Raw genomic sequence first — 19,725 nt, forward strand, 5'->3', positions numbered from 1 at the left:
TCGCGCATGTCCGATCCCGGAACGGAGTAGGAATGGGGCCATGATCGAGGTCACGCTGCTCGGCACCGGTAGCCCGATTCCCGATCCGGAGCGGGCCGGACCGTCAACCCTGGTCCGCGCCGGGGGCCAGACATTTCTGATCGACTGCGGGCGTGGTGTGCTGCAACGCCTGGCTGCCGCAGGGTCAGGCGCCAACCAGCTCAGCGCGCTGCTCCTGACTCATCTGCACAGCGATCACATCGCCGACCTCGGCGACGTGATCATCACCCGCTGGGTGAGTACGTTCGCCCCGGACGCTGCGCCCCTGACGATCATCGGTCCCCCGGGCACCGCCGAGGTGGTCGACGCGACACTGCGGGCCTTCGGGCATGACATCGGTTACCGCATCGCCCATCACGCGGATCTGACGGCTCCGCCACCCGTGGAGGTACATGAACACACCACAGGTGCGGTCTGGGATCAGGACGGGGTGCACATCCAGGCCGCGCCCACCGATCACCGGCCGGTGACACCGACCATCGGGTTCCGGGTCGAGCATGCCGGCGCGTCCGTGGTGCTGGCCGGCGACACCGTGCCGTGCGAGAGCCTCGATACGTTGGCCGCCGGCGCGGGAGCCCTGGTGCACACCGTGATTCGCAAAGACCTGGTGAATCAGCTTCCGATGCAACGGATCCGCGACATCTGTGACTACCACTCGTCGGTGGAAGAAGCGGCCGCCACCGCCGCTAGGGCCGGAGTGGGCATCCTGATCCTGACCCACTACGTTCCGGCGATCGCGCCGGGCACCGAGGACCAGTGGCGGGAGTTGGCCGCATCGGAATTCGACCGACAGATCGAATTGGGTGACGATCTGCACCGGGTCCAGGTTCATCCCGGAGTGTGTACCAAGGCGCGCAGCTGATCCGCTGCGCCCGCAACACAATTGAGGTCGGCATCGGTCAGCGGTCGGCCGCGGGCGATGACCACAACGTGCTGGATTCCCAAGTCGGCCAACGCGTGGCAGCGTTCGGCGAGCGCGTCGGACCGCTCGTCGTCGTGAAGTGCCGTGGTCACCGTCCGCTCGATCTGGTGGGCCGGCCGGCCGACATCCGTGCAGTGTCGGTCGAGAACGTCGAGCTGCCTTGCGATCGTGGCGCCGCCGTCGGGTACGTCGAACAGGTTGCAGGCATCGCCGTACTGGGCGACCAGCCGCAGTGTGCGTCGTTCTCCGGTCCCGCCGATCAGCACAGGCGGACGCGGCGCGGTCACGGGTAGTGGGCTGCCGACCGGCTGCGACACGGTCAGATACTCGCCGCGGAAAGCGGTTTGGTCGCCGCGCCACATCTGACCGGCCAATTGCAGCAGTTCGGTCATCCGTTCGAACCGCTCCCCCGTGTCAGGTAGGAACAATCCCATCGCGGTGGCCTCGGCGCTGTTGTAGCCCGCACCGACGCCGAGCCACGCCCGCCCGTTCGACAGCACGTCGAGCGTCGTCACCGTCTTGATCAACAGGGCGGGCGCGCGGAAGGTCGCCGCGGTCACCATCGTGCCCAACCGGATGTGCCGCGTCGCCGCAGCGAGGTAACCGAGCACCGTGTACGCCTCGAGCATCGGCTCGTCGGTCCGGCAGGAGGGATCCGTCTGCACGAGATGATCGGCCACCCACAGGGTGTCGACGGCGGTGCGGTCGAGGAACGTCGCCAGCTCGGCAAGCCGCTCGTGAATCGGTTCCGGCCACGAATAGTTCGTGACACTCACGCTGAGCTTCATCCGTGCCGCACCTGCGCCCGACGCTTCGGCAGGAGCGCACCGGCGACGATGAGCCAGATCAGGCCCGTGAACCGGGCGATCGGCAGGATCACCGCGGCTTCTGGCCAGATCAGTACCAGCGTGGCCACCTCGGCCAGCGCGGCGATGGCCAAACCGGTCCAGGCCAGCGACCGCGGCAACAGTCCGAGGATGAGGCCGGGCACCGCGATCCCGGCGAGCAGCAGTCCGAGCGCGACGATGTGCCCAACCCCGCCCGTCAGGAACACCAGGTAGTACAGCGCGCGAATCAGACCGTCGTCGACCGCCACCTCTGGCCGCGACATCGTCCAGCAGATCAGCCCGGCCAACGCGAGTGATCCGGAGGCGAGAACACCGCCCGCCAGGGCGATGGTCGCACCAGGTGCCGTCACGCCGAGCTGCCGCAACCGGGTGCTCGCCGTCGCGGCGTAGATCGCCAGCGGTACCGACGCCGCGAACGTTCCCACCGCACTGGCCTGCACCGCTCCGTGATGGTCGTGGACATATCGGAGGACATCTACGGCCGCCCCGTACGGCAACGGCATCACCCCGCCGAGCGCAACGCCGACGCCCAGCCCGACCAGCACCAACGCGAGCGAGACCGCGGCCAGCGGGGCCAAGGGCGGTCCACCTTGAGGACCCCCGCGCCGTGGGGACTGGATTCGATCATCCGTTGAATCGTTCATGACTTGAACGATATGCCTGTAGTCACACCGGCGGCAAGGGCCCGAATGTTTTCAGTTGTGAACCATTTGGCGGTGATACGGTTTCGATGTGGAAACTGGGCCGGACACCATCGCATTCCTGCTGGCACAACTCGGCCACCGGGCGGCGACACTGTTCGCCGAGCAGATGGAGACCCTCGAGCTCACCCCTCCGCACGCCGGCATCCTGCGCGCCATCGGCGGGCAGCCCGGCCTCAGTCAGCAGGCCCTGAGCACCCAACTGAGCCTGTTGCCCAGCCGGGTGGTGAGCTACGTCGACGACCTCGAGGACCGCGGCTACGTCGAACGACGCCGCAATCCCGACGACCGCCGACTACACGCGCTGTACCTCAGCACCGCGGGAAAGAAGACACTGCGCCGCATCGGCGAGCTGGCGCGCCGGCACGATGAGCGCATGACCGCAGGCCTCGACGCCGCCCAACGGGACAACCTCCACGTACTGTTGCAGACCCTCGCCGTGCACCACGAGCTGGCACCGCACGTGCACCCCGGCTTTCGCAACCTGGGCCGCGCGGGTGCGGGCCGGCTCAAGCCAGCCGAGTGACCTCCACGACCACATCGAGATCCGTCGAACCCTCACCCGAATAGATTCCCTTGAGCGGGGCCACATCCGAATAGTCCCGGCCCACACCGATACTGACGTACTGCTCATTGATCTTGGAGTCGTTCGTCGGGTCGTAGTGCCACCAGCCGCCGGTCCAGGCCTGGATCCAGGCGTGACTCTGACCGTCGATGGTGTCCCCCACCACCGCCTCCCGCGACGGATGCAGGTAACCGGACACATACCGTGCCGGAATTCCCATGGACCGCAACATGATCAACGACAGATGGGCGAAATCCTGACACACGCCCTTGCCCTCGCGCAGGGCATCCAGACCCGAGGAGTGCACCCCGGTGGTACCCGACACATAGTCGAGTTCGCTGCGCACCCACTGCGCCACCGCCCCGACCGCCTCGAACGGGTCGTGCTCCTTGGCGATCCGCTGTCCCACGCGCGCGATCCGCTTGCTGTGCGGTGTGTAGTGAGTCGGACTGAGCACCTCGTCGAACCGGTCGATCACGGCCTCGGTATCCAGGTCATCCCAGCCGGCCAACTCCTCGGGTTTCTCCGCGACGTCGGTCTCGACCACCGAGGACCCCGACACCTCCAACTCGGTGTGCGGAGCGTGCAGGTCGAAGGCCGTCACCGCGGTACCCCAATAGTCGACGTACCGGTAGGACCTGGTCGCCGGAATGGTCTCGACGCGGTTGAGGATGACGTTCTGACGCGAATCCGACCGCGGGGTCAATCTGGCCTCGTTGAAAGACGCCGTCACCGCCGACTTGTAGGCATATCCGGTCGAGTGCACCACCCGTAGCCGCCACATCTAAACCTCGCCCTCCTCGATCACAACCACATCCCCGTGACCGGCGTCGGTCCAAGCCACCCAGGGTGCGGAGTGGAAGTACTGCAGTGCCAACGCTTCTCCGACATCGCGGCAAGTCTTCTGCAACCCGGCCAGCCGGGCATCCAACGATTCCAGCAGCGCCCCCGGCTGCAGGAACTCGAGCTCACTGCGCGCCCGGCCCAACAGCCGCTGCGCCTCGGCGGTGGCCCCCAGCCGGCTGTGCGGCCGGTTGAGCAACTCGTCGAGACTGTGTTCGGCCAACCGCAGCGAATAGAAGATCGACCGGGGGAACAGACGATCCAGGAGCATGAACTCGACCACCCGACCGGCGTCGAGCACGCCGCGGTAGGTACGTAGGTAGGTGTCATGGGCCCCGGCCGAGCGCAGCAACGTGACCCAGGCAGGCGACGACCCGCTGTCCCCGACCCGCGACAGCAGCAACCGGACGGTCATGTCGACCCGCTCGATCGCGCGGCCCAGCAGCATGAACCGGTACCCGTCGTCGCGGCTCAACGTCGAATCGGCCAGGCCTGCGAACATCGCCGCACGCCCCTCGACATAGGACAGGAACTCGTGGGGGCCCAGGCGTTTGGCCGCGCGTTCCCGCTCGGCGAGCGCGTTGTAGGTGGTGTTGAGACACTCCCAGATCTCGGTCGAGGTGACTTCGCGGGCCCCGCGGGCATTCTCGCGGGCAGCCGAAATTGAGTCGACGATCGAGTTTCCCCCACTGTCGCGGCTGAACGCCACGATGTCGGTCAACGACCACACGTCCAGGCGCCGGGTCGGTGGCTCGATCCCGAGCACCCGCAGCAGCGTGCGTGAGGCCACGTCGGGGTCGACGCTGGAGTCCTCCAACAGCTGGTGCACCGTGACATCGAGGATGCGTGCGGTGTCGTCGGCCCGCTCCACATAGCGCCCGATCCAGTACAACGACTCGGCATTGCGCGCCAGCATCTACCACCACCCCCTGTTACTGCTGTTGTTGAGACGACGAACCATCAGCTGCGCCATCACTTTTGGGCCCCTTGGCGGATTCCGGCAGGGACCGCACCACCTCGGCCGCGGCGAGCTCGCGATCCGCCGCCGATGCCCGCGACGCCAGCACCCAGGTGTCCTTCGACCCACCGCCCTGGCTGGAATTGACCACCAGAGACCCTTCCGGCAGCGCCACCCGGGTCAGCCCGCCGGGCAGGACCCAGACGTCGTTGCCGTCGTTGACCGCGAACGGGCGCAGATCCACGTGCCGGGGTGCCAGCTTGTCGCCGATCTGGGTGGGCACGGTGGACAGCTGCATCACCGGCTGGGCGATCCAGCCGCGCGGGTCGTTGCGGATCTTCCTGGCGGTCGCCGTCAGTTCCTTGGCCGAGGCGTCCGGACCGAACACGATCCCGTACCCACCCGAACCTTCCACCGGCTTGATGACGAGTTCGTCGATCCGGTCGAGCACCTCTTCCCGTTCGGCGTCCACCCAGCAGCGGTAGGTGTCGACATTGGCCAGCACCGGCTTCTCGCCCAGGTAGTACTCGATGATCGTCGGGACGTAGGTGTAGACGAGCTTGTCGTCGCCGACCCCGTTGCCCACCGCGCTGGAGATCACGACGTTGCCGGCCCGGGCCGCGTTGAGCAGACCCGCCACCCCCAGCACCGAGTCGGGCCGGAACTGCATCGGGTCGAGGAACGCGTCGTCGATGCGTCGGTAGATGACATCGACCTGACGCTCGCCCTCCGTGGTGCGCATGTAGACGGCGTTGTCACGGCAGAACAGGTCGCGACCCTCGACCAACTCGACCCCCATCTGCCGGGCCAGCAGCGAATGCTCGAAGTAGGCCGAGTTGTAGACGCCGGGGGTGAGCACCACGACAGTCGGGTCCGCGACGTTGGTGGGTGCGGCGTTGAGCAGCGCCCGCAGCAGGTGCGACGAGTAGTCGCCGACCGCGCGCACCCGGTGGGTGGCGAACAGGTTCGGGAAGACGCGCGCCATCGTGCGCCGGTTCTCCATCACATAGGACACCCCGGACGGCGACCGCAGGTTGTCCTCGAGCACCCGGAAGTCACCCTTGTCGTCACGGATCAGGTCGATGCCCGCGACGTGGATGCGCACCCCGTTGGGCGGGACGATGCCCGCGGCTTCCCGGTGGAAGTGCTCACACGACGTGACCAGCCGACGCGGGATCACGCCGTCGCGCAGGATCTCCTGCTCGCCGTAGATGTCGTCGAGATACATCTCCAGCGCCTTGACCCGCTGGGTGATGCCCCGTTCCAGTCGGGACCATTCAGCCGCCGAGATGACCCGTGGCACCAGGTCGAGCGGGAACGGCCGCTCCTGCCCCGACAACGAGAATGTGATGCCCTGATCGATGAACGCCCGCCCAAGCGCGTCCGACCGCGACCGCAGCTCCGAGGCGTCCGACGGAGCAAGCTCGGCGAAGATCCCCTTGTACGGTCCGCGCACGTTGCCAGAGCCGTCGAACATCTCGTCGAAGGCCTCCGAGTAGCGGCCAAGTTGGTTGTAGCCGTCGAAGACGCCCTGATGTCTGACGCGGCGCGCCGAAGCGGCACGTCGTCCGGCCGGGCCGGACCCGTTCGATCCTGGCCCTTCGGTACGGACTGTTCTCAGGCTCACCCTTGCCATGCTGCCGCACCTGACGCCGTTTCGCCGGGTCAACGGCGCAGCCCGTTTCGGCAGGCCAAAGGCCGATTGACGTGGTACAAGTGTTCGGAACCGGGGCGCGGGCAGCCCATGTTCGGCCGGCGCCGCTTTGGGAGTTCGGATGCCTCGCTGGTACCCTGAACAGTCGCTGCCCGCAGTGCGGGTGTGCGCACCCAGACTTCGGTAACCCCAGCTAGAGAATTACGAAGGAATTTTTACGTGGCCAACATCAAGTCGCAGGAAAAGCGCATCCTCACCAACGAGCGTCGTCGGCTGCGTAACCAGTCGGTGAAGTCGTCGCTGCGTACCGCCGTGCGCGGCTTCCGCGAGGCCATCGACGCGGGCGAGAAGGACAAGGCCGCCGAGTTGCTGGTGTCGACCAGCCGCAAGCTCGACAAGGCCGCCAGCAAGGGCGTCATCCATGCCAACCAGGCTGCCAACAAGAAGTCGGCCCTGGCCCTGGCGCTGAACAAGCTCTGATCCTTCGGTTCAACCCGAAATAGTTTTCCCGGTTCACCGGGTGGCGAGTTCCGCCACCCGGCGTACCGCTGTTTCAAGGGCGTAGTCGGCATCTGCCGCTGCGCCCTTTACGTCTGCGTTGAGCGCGGCGACCACCCGCATGGCCTCGGCCACCGAGTCCCGCGACCATCGGCGCGCCTGCTTCTGGGCCTTCTGCACCCGCCAGGGCGGCATCCCCAGTTCACCGGCCAGCCGGTACGGATCTCCCGAGAGCGGACCCACCCGCGCGATCGTGTGCACCGCCTCGGCCAGCGCATCGGCCAGGACCACCTGTGGCTCGCCGGCCAGCATCGCCCACCGCAACGCCTCAGCGGCCCCCGCGACATCTCCGGTCACCGCCTTGTCGGCGATGTCGAAGCCCTTCACCTCCGCCTTGCCGCTGTGATAGCGGCGCACCGCGACCGCGTCGACCTGGCCTGCGGTGTCGGCCACGAGTTGTGAGCACACCGCGGCGAGCTCACGGATGTTCGAGCCGACCGCGTCGAGCACCGCGGTGACCGTGTCGTCGGACACCTTGGCCCGCAACTGGCGGAACTCGGCCCGCACAAAATCCGCACGCTCGGCCGGCTTGCTGATCTTCGCGCACGGATGCACCTGTGCACCAAGCTTTTTCAATTGATCGGCCAGCGCCTTGGCCCGTCCTCCACCGGAATGGATGACACACAGCACCGTGCCGGGTGGCAGATCGGCTGCGGTCGAAGCGATCAGGGCCACGGCATCCTTGCCCGCCTCGGCGGCCGCCTCGAGCACCACCAGGCGTTCCTCGGCGAACAGCGATGGACTCAACAGCTCGGCGAGCTCGCTGGTGCTGACCTCACCGGCCCGCATCCGGTCCACCGGAACGTCATCGGACCCGGCCTGCTGCCGCAGCGCCCGCAGCACCGCCCCCACCGCACGCTCGACCAGCAGTTCCTCATCGCCCAGAACCAGGTGCAGACCGTCGATCTGTTCGCTCACACCGATGATCGTGTCACGCCGACCCGACAGCCCCGACCACGTGGCCTGCCAGCGCCCAGGCCAGCAACCCGAACACCACCGCGGCCAACCCGCGACGCATCCAGCGCAGCCGCCACAACACCGTCAAGGCCACCCCGCCCAGCGCCACCGACACCACGCCGGCCAACCCCGAAGGCGACGGCACGGCAGCCGCAGGCAAGGCCGCAGCCCAGCGGGCCACCGACAACAGCCACCACAGCTCCGGCCCGGTGAACCGGATCAGCAGTTGGGCTGCACCCGGCCAGACCGTCGAGCACACGGCCGCCGCGGTGCCGAGGACGGTGATCGGCGGAATCACCCAAGCCACTGCGAGATTGGCGGCGACCGCCACCAGGCTGACCGTCCCCGAGATCCCGGCCACCAGGGGCGCGGTCACCAGTTGGGCCACCACCGCAACGCTGACCGCCGCCGCCACCGGGCGCGGCCAGCCACGAGCTTGCAGCCGGCCCGACCACACCGGCGCCAGGACGACGATGCCCGCAGTCGCCCACACCGACAACGCGAACCCGACGTCGACCGCGAGTTCGGGGGTGGCGATCATCAGCGCGATCACGCTGGCGGCCAATGCGGGTACCGCCCGCCGACGCCGGTGGGTCAACACCGCGAGCAGGGTCACCGCCCCCATCACCCCGGCCCGCAACACGCTGGCCGAGGGCTGCACGACGATGACGAACCCGACCAGCCCGGCGCCCGCGAGCAGCACGGCCGCTCGTGGCCCGATCAGTGCCGCGCTGAGCAGCAGCGCACCGCACACGATGGTCACGTTGGCGCCCGACACCGCCGTCAGATGGGTCAGACCCGCGGTGCGGAACTGTGCGGTCGTCGCGCCGGTGACCGTCGAGGTGTCCCCCAGCACCAACGCGGGAAGCATGGCCGCCTGATCGGCGGGCAGCACCGCACGGGCCGCCTCGGCGAAGCCGGCACGGATCCGTTGGGCGGCGCGCTGCACAGCCGATGCCTCGCCCAGCGACGGCTGACCCGACGCCGACAGCACGGCCACGCTCAGATCCCTCCGGCCCGGACGCCCCACGGCCGCCCGGAACGTCGCCGGACGCCCCGGATCGACCGCCCCGAAGCCCGGTGGTGCGAACACCAGGACGCGCCCCGCCATCGGGGCCTGGTCGACCCGATGCAGCCCGGCCCGGAACATCACCCGGCCGCCGCTGATCGTCCGCGGGGTCTCGGCGGGCACGACCTCGACTGTCCCGGTTGCGCCGTAGAGGCGACCGATCGGGTGGTGTTCGACCTGATGCACGCGCAGTCCGACTGCGACGCCGAATCCGCCCGCGACGGCCGCCACCGCCAGAATCGCAGCGGCGACACCCGCGCCCTCATCGTCTCCACACCGGGCGGCCAGCCAGGTCAACCCCACTGCGCCGAGGCCCACCACCACCGCGACACCCGCGCCCCAGACGATGGTCGCCGCCGACACCGACCACGCGGTCAGAGCGGCCGGGACGAGGCGCAGATCCAGTGGCTGCCCCGCGACCCACCCGTCGTCGGCGGGCCCGTCCCTGTCGGAAGCGTCACGCCCGGACCAGCTCACGCAGTTTCTCCAGCCGCGCCGGACCGATCCCGTCCACGTCGCCGAGTTGATCGACACTGTCGAACCGACCATGCGCAGACCGCCAGGCCACGATCGCCTCGGCGGTCACCGGACCGACACCGGGCAGCGTGTCGAGGTCCTCGACCGTCGCCGTGTTGAGGTCCACCGGCCCCGAAGGCGCGCCGGGCGTGGCTTTCGAAGCCCCTTTCTGCGGCACACCGGGTTGCCTGGAAGTCGACGCGTCGCCGGCTACCGAACTGCCCATGGTCGCCGGTTGTCCCGGCGGCGGGTCGATGCCGACCACGATCTGCTCGCCGTCGCCGACCCGGCGGGCCATGTTCAGCCCGATCAGGTCGGCACCGTCGAGTGGGCCACCGGCGGCCTCCAGCGCATCGGCGATCCTCGCCCCGGATTGCAGGGTCACCAGACCGGGCTTGTGCACCAACCCGACCACGCTGACCACCACCGGTCCTGGCGGGGCGTTCGCATCCGGTGTCGGTACCGCCGACGAAACCATTTGCACCGGTGGCAGATTGGCCGAGGCGACCGGCGGTGCCTGCTGACGGATCAAGGTGAAAACGGTGACCAGGATCGCGAGGACCCCGACGCCGGCCAGCACCACGGCGCCGGCACGTCCGGGGTCCGCCCGGACCCTCGTCAACCAGCCCGGGCCGTCCCCCGGTGTCGTATCGGGCAGCCATCTCGACAGCGCGCTCTCGGACGCGGCGCCTTGTTCGCCACGGTCGCTCTGGGCGTCGGCGTCATCTCCGCCGCCCCGACCATCACCGCCGAGACGACGGAGCCGCTCCACCGACAATTCGGTTCCCATGCCCGCGACGGTAAGTGCGGGCCACGACGATCCGAGGCGCCCGGGGCGCCGGCGCACAACTCCTGTGGATGAATCGCGCGCTGGGGATTACCGGGTGGTCACCCCGCCACTCTGGTGGAAGGCTGCTGGGGCGTCGCCCGCTCCAGGTACCGCAGCAGTTCCACCGGGAACGGCAGAACCACGGTGGAGTTCTTCTCCGCAGCCACTTCGACGACGGTCTCCAACAGCCGCAGCTGCAGGGCCGCCGGGTCGGCCGCCATCACATCGGCGGCGGCAGCGAGTTTCTCCGACGCCTGCAGTTCGCCGTCGGCGGTGATGACGCGGGCCCGTCGTTCCCGTTCCGCCTCGGCTTGACGCGCGATGGACCGCTTCATCGAATCCGGCAGCACGACGTCTTTGATCTCGACCCGGTCGATGTGGATCCCCCAGCCCACCGCCGGGTTGTCGATCAGCAGTTCCAGGCCTTGGTTGAGCCGCTCCCGGTTGGACAGCAGGTCGTCCAGGTTGCTCTTGCCGATGATCGACCGCAGTGAGGTCTGCGCCACCTGGCCGATCGCCGACATGTAGTCCTGGACATCGACCACCGCGCGAACCGGGTCGATCACGTTGAAGTAGATGACCGCATCGACCCGCACGGTGACGTTGTCGCGGGTGATGCCGTCCTGCGCGGGAACCGGCATCGTGATGATCTGCATGTTGACCTTCTGCAGCCGGTCGGCGACCGGAACGAGCATCGTCAACCCTGGTTGCCGGACGTTGTCCTGCACTCGACCGAACCGGAAGACCACGCCGCGCTCGTACTGTCTGACCACACGGATATTGTTCGCGCCGAGCCAGAGCAGGGCGATCGCGCCGGCAACGGCCGCAGAGAGGGCATAGAGAATGTCCATGATCTGACCTCGATTCATGGCGTCGTGGGGCGAGCCCGCCCCACAGTTCGATTGTGCGACGGTGGTGTGCCTACCGCGAGTGAACAAGTCACCGATAGTGTCTAGAGTCCAGCGCTCAGCGAGGAGGCGATCATGACCGCAGCGGGTAAGCCGATCCGAGTCATCCAATGGACCACCGGCAATATCGGACGACGCTCGCTACACGCGATCATCGGCCGCGACGACATGGAACTGGTCGGTGTGTACGCGTACGGCGCCGACAAGGTGGGTGTGGATGCCGCCGAGCTGGCCGGTTGGCCCGAGCCCACCGGCATCAAGGCCACCAACTCCATCGACGAGCTCATCGCCCTGAAGCCCGACGCCTGCTGCTACAACCCGATCTGGCCCAGCGTCGACGAACTGGTCCGCCTGTTGGAGGCCGGCGTCAACGTCTGTTCCAGCGCCGCCTGGATCACCGGCGGCAAGCAGTCCCCCGAAGACCGGGAGCGCATCGAGAAGGCTTGCCAGACAGGCAATTCCACGATCTTCGGCAGCGGGGCGCATCCAGGCCTGACCAACATGATGGGCATGGTGCTGTCCAGCGCGTGCGAGAGCGTCGACGAGATCCGGATCACCGAGTCCGTCGACTGTGGGGTCTACGAATCGGCCGGAACCATGGCCGCGATGGGCTTCGGCAAGGACCCGGAGACGCCCGGGCTGGCCGAGAGTGTCCGGCTCGAGAGTGAAGTGTTCGCCGAGTCGGCGGCGATGATGGCCGACGCGATCGGCGCCAAGCTCGACCGGATCACCTTCGATGTCACGTTCACCCCGGCCACCGAGGACTCCGACCTGGGGTTCATGCAGATCCCCAAGGGCACCGTGGCCAGTGTCTACGGGTATCACCGCGGCTGGGTCGGCGACAAGAACGTCGTCAGCGTCGGATTCAACTGGATCATGGGCGAGCACGTCACCCCGCCGAAGCCGGTGGCGCACGGTCACGTGATCCAGGTGTTCGGGGTGCCCAACATGCGCACGGTGGTGTACTGCCTGCCGTCGAAGGACTGGAGCGAGGTCAGCCTCAACGGGCTCGGCATGATCTACACCGCGCTGCCGGTCACCAATGCGGTGCCCGCCGTGGTGGCCGCCAAGCCCGGCATCCTCACGCTCAAGGATCTGCCGCCGGTCACCGGGCGGTTCGCCGGCTGACGCCTGCCCAATTACGCGCTGATACCGCGCCGTTTGCGCCATTCCGCTGCGCCGATTTCTACCTGACGGTTGTGCGCGCCGTCGATCCACAGCCCTGGAGTAGAAAAACGGCGCGGGCAAGCGCCCGGACGGCAGACAAGCCCAAGCGCAGGCAGGCGCCGGACTACGCGTCGGCCACCGTGATGCAGGCGCCCACCGCGCCACCACCGACATGCACGGCCAGCACTGCGCCCATGTCCGTCACCGCCAGCGACTGCAGGTTCGGCAACCGGTCGGTGAGTGCCGCCGCGATCTCCTCGGCGCCGTCCGGGTTGTCGACGTGGTGCACGACCACGCGCACGGCCCGGTCCCCCGCGGCTTCGGCGATCTGATCCACAAGTGCCGCATGCGCTTTCGATATCGTCCGGATGCGCTGGGAGAGCACCAGCCGGCCGTCCACGTCGAGGTGCAGCAGCGGCTTGAGTGACAGTGCGGTGCCCAACCACGATGCCGCCGCGCCGATCCGGCCACTGCGCCGCAGATTGTCGAGCCGGTGCACCACGATGAACGCCTGACCGCGCGGGATCGCGGCACGCGCTGCCGCCTCCACCGTGTCGAGTGAGCCACCGGCCCGGGCCGATTCGGCGGCCGCCAGTGCGACGAACCCCACCCCCATGGCGGCAGCCCGGGAGTTCACCACCCGTACAGCCTGTCCGATCTCGCGGGCCACGGCCGCCGCGGTGCTGTAAGTGCCCGACAGCGCCGCCGAAATATGCACTGCGACAACACCGTCACCGTCGCTGTCGGCCAGCGCCTGCCGATAGGTCTCGGCCAGATCGGCAGGCGACGCCCCGGACGTGGTGACGCGCGGCCGGTCATGGATGTCGGTCGGCATCGGGTCGATACCGTCGCGCAGGTCGTTGCCGTCGTCGAGGATGTGCAACGGCACCTGCCGGATACCCCATTGTTCGCACAACTCGGGCCGCAACCGCGCCGTCGAGTCGGTCACCACCATGACCGCCATCGTCAGTCGGTGGAATCCATTTGTGGCACACCGGCATCGGCAAGACCCTTGAGCATCAGCTCGGCCACCGCCCGGTGCGCTTCGAAATTCCAGTGGATGCCGTCGGGATTGCCACGCCCGCCCAGCACCTCGTCGGCCACCGCGGCCTTGAGATCCACCAACGGCACGTCATGCTCGGCGGCCCAGTCCGTGATCGCCCTGACCGTGGGCTCACGTCCGTGATGGGCCTTGCCGTATGTATCGGCGATGTGCACCGACGGCAGCGAGGCCACCACCGGAATGCCCGGTCGATTGAAATCGATGGCGTTGCGCGTCATCTCCAGATACTCCACTGTCACATGCGGTGGCAGTGCCGCCCGGGCGATTGGCGACAACCGCGGCTGAATCCAGCCGTAGCCGTCCCGCGCCCAGCGCCGCAACCAGGCCGGACGCACGTACCGGATCAGCTCGCGCAGCGCCGTCGGCAGCGGCGAGGGCAGCGAATCCATGCCGCTGGTGGCAAAGACCACGGCACCGGCGCGCGGCAACGCCGCCCACGCCCGCGGGTCCTGGGTCGAGGCCCACCAGACGTCGCGGGTGGTCCAGCCGATCCGGCCGATGAGTTCTACGTCCCAGCCCAGCTGCTCGGCCACGATGTTGGGCCAGATCCGTGGATCATCGGACGGCAGACCACCGGTGGGACCGAAATAGGACAGGGAGTCGGCGAAGACCAGCAGCACCGGCCTGCGGTCGGACGAGCGATCAGAGGACATCGTTGGCCACCTGTGCCGAGGCGTTCCACACATCCAGCCGCCATTTGATGTCGTCGAAATCTCCGTCGTCTTCGGAGTGCCCCGACAACTGAACCCAGCTGGCGTTACCCATACCGCCCAACACCGGCCAGTTGTCCACCGGCAGGCCGAGCAGGCCGGCGGTCAGCGCCGCGATGAGCCCGCCGTGAGCGACGAGCACGACCGGACGGTCTGCTCCTCCCCCGGCCTGATCCAGACCCCAATCGGGTTGCCCGGCAACAAGTTCAGCAACAACAGGAACACTGCGGCCGGCCACGTCGACGCGGCTCTCGCCACCGTGCGGTGCCCACCGCGCGTCCTCACGCCACGCCACGCGGGCGCCCGGGGCGGCGGTGTCCACCTCCTGGTGCGTCAGCCCCTGCCAGTCCCCGAGATGCGTCTCCCGCAACCGCTTGTCCACGGCCACCGCAATCCCGGCGCGATCGCCGAGGGCCATCGCGGTATCCAGGGCACGCTTGAGATCCGAGGACACGATCAACAGCGGTTGACGCTTGGCCAGCACCTCGGCCGCCGCAGCGGCCTGGTCGCGGCCCAGATCGGACAACTCGGTGTCGAGCTGCCCCTGCATCCGGCTGCCCGCGTTGTACTCGGTCTGGCCGTGGCGCAACAGCACCAGCCGACGGACCCTCATCGCGCCCTCATTCCGTGATTTCCGGGTCCGCCGGACCACCAAGCTCGACCGGGACGGTCGGGCAGTCCCGCCACAGCCGTTCCAGGGCATAGAACTCCCGCTCGTCCTGGTGCTGGATGTGCACGACGATGTCCACGTAGTCGAGCAGCGTCCAGCGCCCCTCGCGGGTGCCCTCGCGGCGCGCGGGCTTGTAGCCGGCCAGCCGCATCTTTTCCTCGACTTCGTCGACGATCGCATTGACCTGACGCTCGTTGGAGGCCGACGCGATCACGAAGCAGTCGGTGATCACCAACTGCCCCGACACGTCGATGACGACCACATCGTCGGCCAGCTTGGCCGAGGCAGCCTGGGCGGCCACCGTCGCCATCGCCACGGCCTCAGCGGTGGCGCTCATCGAACCGGCTCCATGATGTGTTCACCCTTTCCGTCTGCGGAGTACAACCCGCGTTTGGCCACGTACTGCACCACGCCGTCGGGCACCAGGTACCAGATCGGCCGGTCTTCTTCGGCCCGCTTGCGACAGTCGCTGGACGAGATGGCCAGCGCGGGCACCTCGACCAATGTCAATGCGTCCGGCGGCAGCTCACGCAGCGCCGCCTCGATGTGTTCACCGTCCAACTCGTAGCCCGGCCGGCTGACGCCGACGAACCTCGCCATGGAGAACAGGTCCTCCCAGTTCTGCCAGGACAGAATGGAGGCCAGGGCGTCGGCTCCGGTGATGAAATACAGGTCGGCGTCGGCGTTGAGGTCACGCAGATCACGCAGGGTGTCCTTGGTGTAGGTCGCCCCGCCCCGGTCGATGTCGACGCGGCTGACCGAGAACCTCGGGTTGGACGCGGTGGCGATCACCGTCATCAGATATCGGTCCTCCGGCGCGCTGACCCGCCGGTCGTGTTTCTGCCAGGGCTGACCCGTCGGGACGAATACCACCTCGTCGAGATCGAACAGGTCGGCCACCTCACTGGCGGCGACCAGGTGCCCGTTGTGGATGGGATCGAACGTCCCACCCATCACACCCATCCTGCGCCGTCTAGCCACGAACAGGCAGCTTACGGCAGCGTTCACAAGCGGCGCGCAGGCTGCGGCACGGCGGCGCCACGATGGGCCGTGCTCAGACCGGCAGCAACCCGTCGATGACCGCGGCCAGTTGTTTGGCCGAGCGGCACTCGTGCATCGGGATGGTCTCGGCGTATTTCGGCGCCGCAGAATCGCCGCTGCCCCACAGATGCCTGGGCTCCGGGTTGAGCCAGTGGGCGTGCCGGCTGGACGACACCATGTGCGCGAGCAGACCGGTCTCCGGGTTGCGGTAGTTGTTGCGGCCGTCGCCCAGCACCAGCAGCGAGCTGCGCGGGGACAGCACGTTGGGGTACTTGTCCAGGAAGGACACGAACGCGTGCCCGTAGTCGGAGTGCCCGTCACGGGTGTAGACGCCGGCCTCGCGGGTGATGCGCTGCACCGCGACCGCCAGGTCGGACTCCGGCCCGAACATCTCGGTCACCTCGTCGGTGGTGTCGATAAATGCAAAGACCCGCACCCGGGAGAACTGCTGACGCAGCGCCGAGACCAGCATCAGGGTGAAGTGGCTGAACCCGGCGACCGACCCGGACACATCGCAGAGCACGACGAGCTCAGGACGGGCCGGATGCGGTTTCTTGAGCACGACGTCGATGGGCACCCCGCCGGTGGACATCGATTTGCGCAGGGTCTTGCGCAGGTCGATCTCCCCGGAACGGGACCGGCGGCGCCGGGCCGCCAAGCGCGTCGCCAACGTGCGCGCCAACGGCTGCACGGTCTTGCGCATCTGACGCAGCTGCTCACCGGACGCGCGCAGGAACTCGACGTTCTCGGCCAGCTGCGGCACTCCGTACATTTGCACGTGGTCACGGCCCAGTTGCTCGGCGGTGCGCCGCTTGGTCTCGGACTCGACCATCTTGCGGAGCTGGGCGATGCGCTGGGCGGCCAGGGCCTTGGCAATCTCATCCTGGGTCGGCGTGGGTTCGTCGCCGTACGGGGCCAGCAGCCCGGCCAGCAGCCGGCCCTCCAGATCGTCCAGGCTCATGGCCTTGAGCGCCTGATACGACGAGTAGGACGGGCCGCGGCTGGAGTTGTACCGGCCGTAGGCCTCGACGATCCGCGCGATCATCGCCGCCATCCGGTCGTCGAGGTTGGCCAGTTCCTCGTTGTCGGCCAGCATCTGCACCAACGCCTCGCGCATCGCCTCGATGTCCTCGGGCGGCAACTGCGGCCGATGCTCGTCGCCGGGGTCACCCTGCTCGTCGTCAGACAGCACGGTGCGATCGCCCAGAGCGGCGGGGAAGAACAGGTCGAACATCGCGTCATAGGTGTCGCGGTGATCGGGGCGGCGCAGCACCGCGCAGGCGATGCCCTCACGCAGTGCCTCACGATCACCCAACCCCAGCACGGTGATCACCCGGCCGGCATCCACCGTCTCCGACGGTCCGACCGAGATGCCTTGCCCGCGAAGCGCTTCGACGAACTCGACAAGGTGGCCAGGCAGGCCGTGCGGGGCCAGCGGCTGCGGCGGTCGAACCCGGCGGGGCACCATCAGTTCAGCTTCAGCTCGCCGGCCGCCCTGACCTGGTCGGACTGGTGTTTGAGCACCACACCGAGGGTGGCGGCGATCATCTCGTCGTCGATGGTGTCCAGACCGAGGGCCAGCACGGTGCGGCCCCAGTCGATGGTCTCGGCCACCGACGGCACCTTCTTGAGTTGCATGCCGCGCATCACGCCGATGATCTTCACCAGCTCTGAAGCGATGTGCTCGGGCAGTTCGGGGACCCGCGACAGCAGGATGCGCCGCTCCAGATCCGGATCCGGGAAGTCGATGTGCAGGAACAGGCAGCGACGCTTGAGCGCCTCGGAGAGCTCACGGGTGGCATTAGAGGTGAGCACCACGAACGGCGGCCGTTCGGCGGTGATCGTGCCGAGTTCCGGGACGGTGACCGCGAAGTCGGACAACACCTCCAGCAGCAGGCCCTCGATCTCGATGTCGGCCTTGTCGGTCTCGTCGACCAGCAGCACGGTCGGGTCGGTGCGCTTGATCGCGGTCAGCAGCGGGCGGGTCAGCAGGAACTCCTCGCTGAACACGTCCATCTTGGTCTGGTCCCAGTCGCCGCCGTTCGCGTTCTGCCCGGCCTGGATCCGCAGGATCTGCTTGGCGTGGTTCCACTCGTAGAGCGCACGAGCCTCGTCGACGCCCTCGTAGCACTGCAACCGCACCAGCTCCGATCCCGTCGACTGGGCCACCGCGCGGGCGAGCTCGGTCTTGCCGACGCCTGCAGGACCCTCGACGAGCAACGGTTTGCCCAGCCGGTCGGCGAGGAAAACCGCTGTCGCGGTGGCGGTATCGGGCAGGTAGCCGGTCTCCGCCAGGCGCCGCGCGACATCGTCGATGTCGGCGAACAACGGAGCGGGGCGAGCGGGCACGCTCATGTGGTCTCCTGGTCTCTATCGGGTCGGCGGCTACGCCGGGCGGGTCTGACCGTCTCCCCACACGATCCATTTGGTCGAGGTCAGTTCGGGCAGGCCCATCGGTCCGCGGGCATGCAGTTTCTGGGTGGAGATGCCGATCTCTGCGCCGAAACCGAACTGCTCTCCGTCGGTGAACGCGGTGGACGCGTTGACCATCACCGCTGCCGCGTCCACCTGTTCGGTGAAACGCTGGGCCGCAGCAAGATCCGTTGTCACGATGGCCTCGGTGTGGCCGGTGCCGTACTCGTTGATGTGGGTGATCGCCCCGTCGAGCCCGTCGACCACCGCGACGGCGATGTCCATCGAGAGAAACTCGGTGTGCAGCTCCTCGTCGGTGGGATCGGCGTGCACGGTCACCCCGGCGTCGCGCAGCGCGGCGGTGAGCCGCGGCAGCGCGGTGTCCTGCAGCGCCTTGTCCACCAGCAGGGTCTCGGCGGCATTGCAGACGCTGGGACGGCGGGTCTTGGAGTTCAGCAGGATCTTCTCGGCCAGGTCGACATCGGCCGAGGAGTGAACGTAGACATGGCAATTGCCAACACCGGTCTCGATGGTGGGCACCTGGGCGTCGCGCACCACGGCCTCGATCAGGCCGGCTCCCCCACGCGGGATCACCACATCGACCAGGCCGCGGGCCTGGATCAGGTGGGTGACGCTGGCGCGGTCATGGCTGGGCAGCAGTTGCACCGCGTCCAAGGGCAGACCGACCGATGCCAGGGCCGACCGCAGCGCGGTCACCAGGGCCTCGTTGGACCGGGCCGCCGACGAACTGCCGCGCAGCAGAGCGGCATTGCCCGACTTCAGGGTGAGCCCGAACGCGTCCACCGTGACATTCGGGCGGCCCTCGTAGACCATGCCGACCACGCCGAGCGGCACCCGCTGCTGACGCAGTTGCAGCCCGTTGGGCAGGGTGCGGCCCTGCAACACCTCACCGACCGGATCGGGCAACCCGGCGACCTGGCGCAGCCCGGCCGCGATGCCGTCGACCCGCTGCGGGTTGAGTGCCAGGCGGTCCAGCATCGCCTCGGGGGTACCCGACTCGCGAGCGGCCTCGACGTCGGCCGCGTTGGCGGCCAGGATCTCGTGGACATGGGCGAGCACGCTGTCGGCGGCGGCGTGCAGCGCGCGGTTCTTGGTCTCGGCGCTCAGAGTGCCCAAGGTGCGGGCGGCGATGCGAGCACGACGCGCGGCCTCGTGCACCTGCTCGCGCAGGTCTGCTTGCGGCACCGTCGGCGACTGTGTCTGAACGCTCATCTAGCCAGCGTATCGGACCTGTTGACGCCCTTCGACAGGTGTCAGGCGCCCTGGGACGAGCA

21 protein-coding genes are annotated in these 19,725 nt (G+C 68.2%); 4 read left to right on the forward strand and 17 right to left on the reverse strand.

The genetic code is table 11. From position 1 onward, the window contains the following. Positions 1 to 40 precede the first annotated feature (40 nt). On the forward strand, positions 41 to 901 hold the full coding sequence (locus AC4ELS_RS29300; protein ID WP_448448875.1) for a ribonuclease Z: 861 nt from the start codon (positions 41 to 43) through the stop codon (positions 899 to 901). Here the strand turns inward: AC4ELS_RS29300 and AC4ELS_RS29305 are convergent. Together AC4ELS_RS29305 and AC4ELS_RS29310 are read right to left on the reverse strand one after the other, a co-directional pair. Then, a complete protein-coding gene (locus tag AC4ELS_RS29305) occupies positions 868 to 1,737 on the reverse strand; it encodes a TIGR03560 family F420-dependent LLM class oxidoreductase (protein WP_448448874.1) in 870 nt (289 codons plus the stop codon). The genes AC4ELS_RS29300 and AC4ELS_RS29305 overlap by 34 nt on opposite strands. Before the next feature lie 8 nt (positions 1,738 to 1,745). Continuing rightward, entirely contained in the window at positions 1,746 to 2,453 is a 708-nt protein-coding gene (locus tag AC4ELS_RS29310; protein ID WP_448448872.1) for a hypothetical protein, read from the reverse strand. A gap of 88 nt (positions 2,454 to 2,541) precedes the next feature. On the opposite strand from AC4ELS_RS29310, the gene AC4ELS_RS29315 reads away from it, so the two are divergent. Continuing rightward, on the forward strand, positions 2,542 to 3,036 hold the full coding sequence (locus tag AC4ELS_RS29315; protein ID WP_064882464.1) for a MarR family winged helix-turn-helix transcriptional regulator: 495 nt from the start codon (positions 2,542 to 2,544) through the stop codon (positions 3,034 to 3,036). Here AC4ELS_RS29315 and AC4ELS_RS29320 read toward each other — a convergent pair. From AC4ELS_RS29320 to AC4ELS_RS29330, 3 genes are read right to left on the reverse strand one after another with little or no spacing between them, the layout of a single operon-like run. After that, on the reverse strand, positions 3,020 to 3,859 hold the full coding sequence (locus AC4ELS_RS29320; protein WP_448448871.1) for a transglutaminase family protein: 840 nt from the start codon (positions 3,857 to 3,859) through the stop codon (positions 3,020 to 3,022). The genes AC4ELS_RS29315 and AC4ELS_RS29320 overlap by 17 nt on opposite strands. Next, the gene (locus AC4ELS_RS29325; RefSeq protein WP_055115532.1) at positions 3,860 to 4,834 is read right to left on the reverse strand and encodes an alpha-E domain-containing protein; all 975 of its coding nucleotides are present in this window, start codon (positions 4,832 to 4,834) and stop codon (positions 3,860 to 3,862) included. It lies immediately after the preceding gene. Positions 4,835 to 4,850: 16 nt separating this feature from the next. Further along, on the reverse strand, positions 4,851 to 6,512 hold the full coding sequence (locus AC4ELS_RS29330) for a circularly permuted type 2 ATP-grasp protein (protein ID WP_448448870.1): 1,662 nt from the start codon (positions 6,510 to 6,512) through the stop codon (positions 4,851 to 4,853). Positions 6,513 to 6,749: 237 nt separating this feature from the next. On the opposite strand from AC4ELS_RS29330, the gene rpsT reads away from it, so the two are divergent. Continuing rightward, positions 6,750 to 7,010, forward strand: coding sequence for a 30S ribosomal protein S20 (gene rpsT, locus AC4ELS_RS29335; RefSeq protein ID WP_055115535.1), 261 nt, complete (start codon positions 6,750 to 6,752; stop codon positions 7,008 to 7,010). A 33-nt stretch (positions 7,011 to 7,043) separates the two neighbouring features. Here rpsT and holA read toward each other — a convergent pair whose 3' ends face one another. The 4 genes from holA to AC4ELS_RS29355 form a co-directional block, all read right to left on the reverse strand. Then, a complete protein-coding gene (holA, locus tag AC4ELS_RS29340) occupies positions 7,044 to 7,994 on the reverse strand; it encodes a DNA polymerase III subunit delta (RefSeq protein ID WP_499050828.1) in 951 nt (316 codons plus the stop codon). 25 nt (positions 7,995 to 8,019) lie between these two features. Further along, entirely contained in the window at positions 8,020 to 9,591 is a 1,572-nt protein-coding gene (locus AC4ELS_RS29345) for a ComEC/Rec2 family competence protein (protein ID WP_448448867.1), read from the reverse strand. Beyond that, positions 9,572 to 10,420, reverse strand: coding sequence for a helix-hairpin-helix domain-containing protein (locus AC4ELS_RS29350; protein ID WP_448448866.1), 849 nt, complete (start codon positions 10,418 to 10,420; stop codon positions 9,572 to 9,574). The genes AC4ELS_RS29345 and AC4ELS_RS29350 overlap by 20 nt, the downstream gene beginning before the upstream one ends. Before the next feature lie 98 nt (positions 10,421 to 10,518). After that, positions 10,519 to 11,310 carry an SPFH domain-containing protein gene (locus AC4ELS_RS29355; RefSeq protein ID WP_448448865.1) on the reverse strand — a complete coding sequence of 264 codons (792 nt, stop codon included), beginning with the start codon at positions 11,308 to 11,310 and terminating at the stop codon, positions 10,519 to 10,521. A 132-nt stretch (positions 11,311 to 11,442) separates the two neighbouring features. Here AC4ELS_RS29355 and AC4ELS_RS29360 point away from each other — a divergent pair, with 132 nt between their 5' ends. After that, positions 11,443 to 12,495, forward strand: coding sequence for an NAD(P)H-dependent amine dehydrogenase family protein (locus AC4ELS_RS29360; RefSeq protein WP_064882475.1), 1,053 nt, complete (start codon positions 11,443 to 11,445; stop codon positions 12,493 to 12,495). A gap of 163 nt (positions 12,496 to 12,658) precedes the next feature. Here AC4ELS_RS29360 and AC4ELS_RS29365 read toward each other — a convergent pair whose 3' ends face one another. The 8 genes from AC4ELS_RS29365 to AC4ELS_RS29400 form a co-directional block, all read right to left on the reverse strand. Then, complete coding sequence (locus AC4ELS_RS29365; protein WP_064882479.1) at positions 12,659 to 13,498, reverse strand: DegV family protein; 840 nt, start codon at positions 13,496 to 13,498, stop codon at positions 12,659 to 12,661. Between the two features lie 2 nt (positions 13,499 to 13,500). Continuing rightward, positions 13,501 to 14,250: a diglucosylglycerate octanoyltransferase gene (gene octT / locus AC4ELS_RS29370; protein WP_064882480.1), complete on the reverse strand. Its 750-nt coding sequence runs from the start codon at positions 14,248 to 14,250 to the stop codon at positions 13,501 to 13,503. Next, a complete protein-coding gene (gene gpgP, locus AC4ELS_RS29375; protein WP_499050499.1) occupies positions 14,240 to 14,920 on the reverse strand; it encodes a glucosyl-3-phosphoglycerate phosphatase in 681 nt (226 codons plus the stop codon). The genes octT and gpgP overlap by 11 nt, the downstream gene beginning before the upstream one ends. Positions 14,921 to 14,927: 7 nt before the next feature. Next, complete coding sequence (rsfS, locus tag AC4ELS_RS29380) at positions 14,928 to 15,314, reverse strand: ribosome silencing factor (RefSeq protein WP_064882484.1); 387 nt, start codon at positions 15,312 to 15,314, stop codon at positions 14,928 to 14,930. Beyond that, positions 15,311 to 15,958, reverse strand: a complete 648-nt coding sequence (gene nadD / locus AC4ELS_RS29385) for a nicotinate-nucleotide adenylyltransferase (RefSeq protein WP_110777252.1) — start codon at positions 15,956 to 15,958, stop codon at positions 15,311 to 15,313. The genes rsfS and nadD overlap by 4 nt, the downstream gene beginning before the upstream one ends. 73 nt (positions 15,959 to 16,031) lie before the next feature. Beyond that, entirely contained in the window at positions 16,032 to 17,486 is a 1,455-nt protein-coding gene (locus tag AC4ELS_RS29390; RefSeq protein ID WP_499050502.1) for a vWA domain-containing protein, read from the reverse strand. Beyond that, positions 17,486 to 18,373, reverse strand: coding sequence for an AAA family ATPase (locus AC4ELS_RS29395; protein ID WP_055115554.1), 888 nt, complete (start codon positions 18,371 to 18,373; stop codon positions 17,486 to 17,488). Before AC4ELS_RS29395 ends, AC4ELS_RS29390 begins: the two co-directional genes overlap by 1 nt. A 30-nt stretch (positions 18,374 to 18,403) precedes the next feature. Then, a complete protein-coding gene (locus tag AC4ELS_RS29400) occupies positions 18,404 to 19,663 on the reverse strand; it encodes a glutamate-5-semialdehyde dehydrogenase (protein ID WP_064960352.1) in 1,260 nt (419 codons plus the stop codon). Positions 19,664 to 19,725 lie beyond the last annotated feature (62 nt).

The sequence above is a fragment of the Mycobacterium shunyiense genome, from assembly GCF_058270035.1.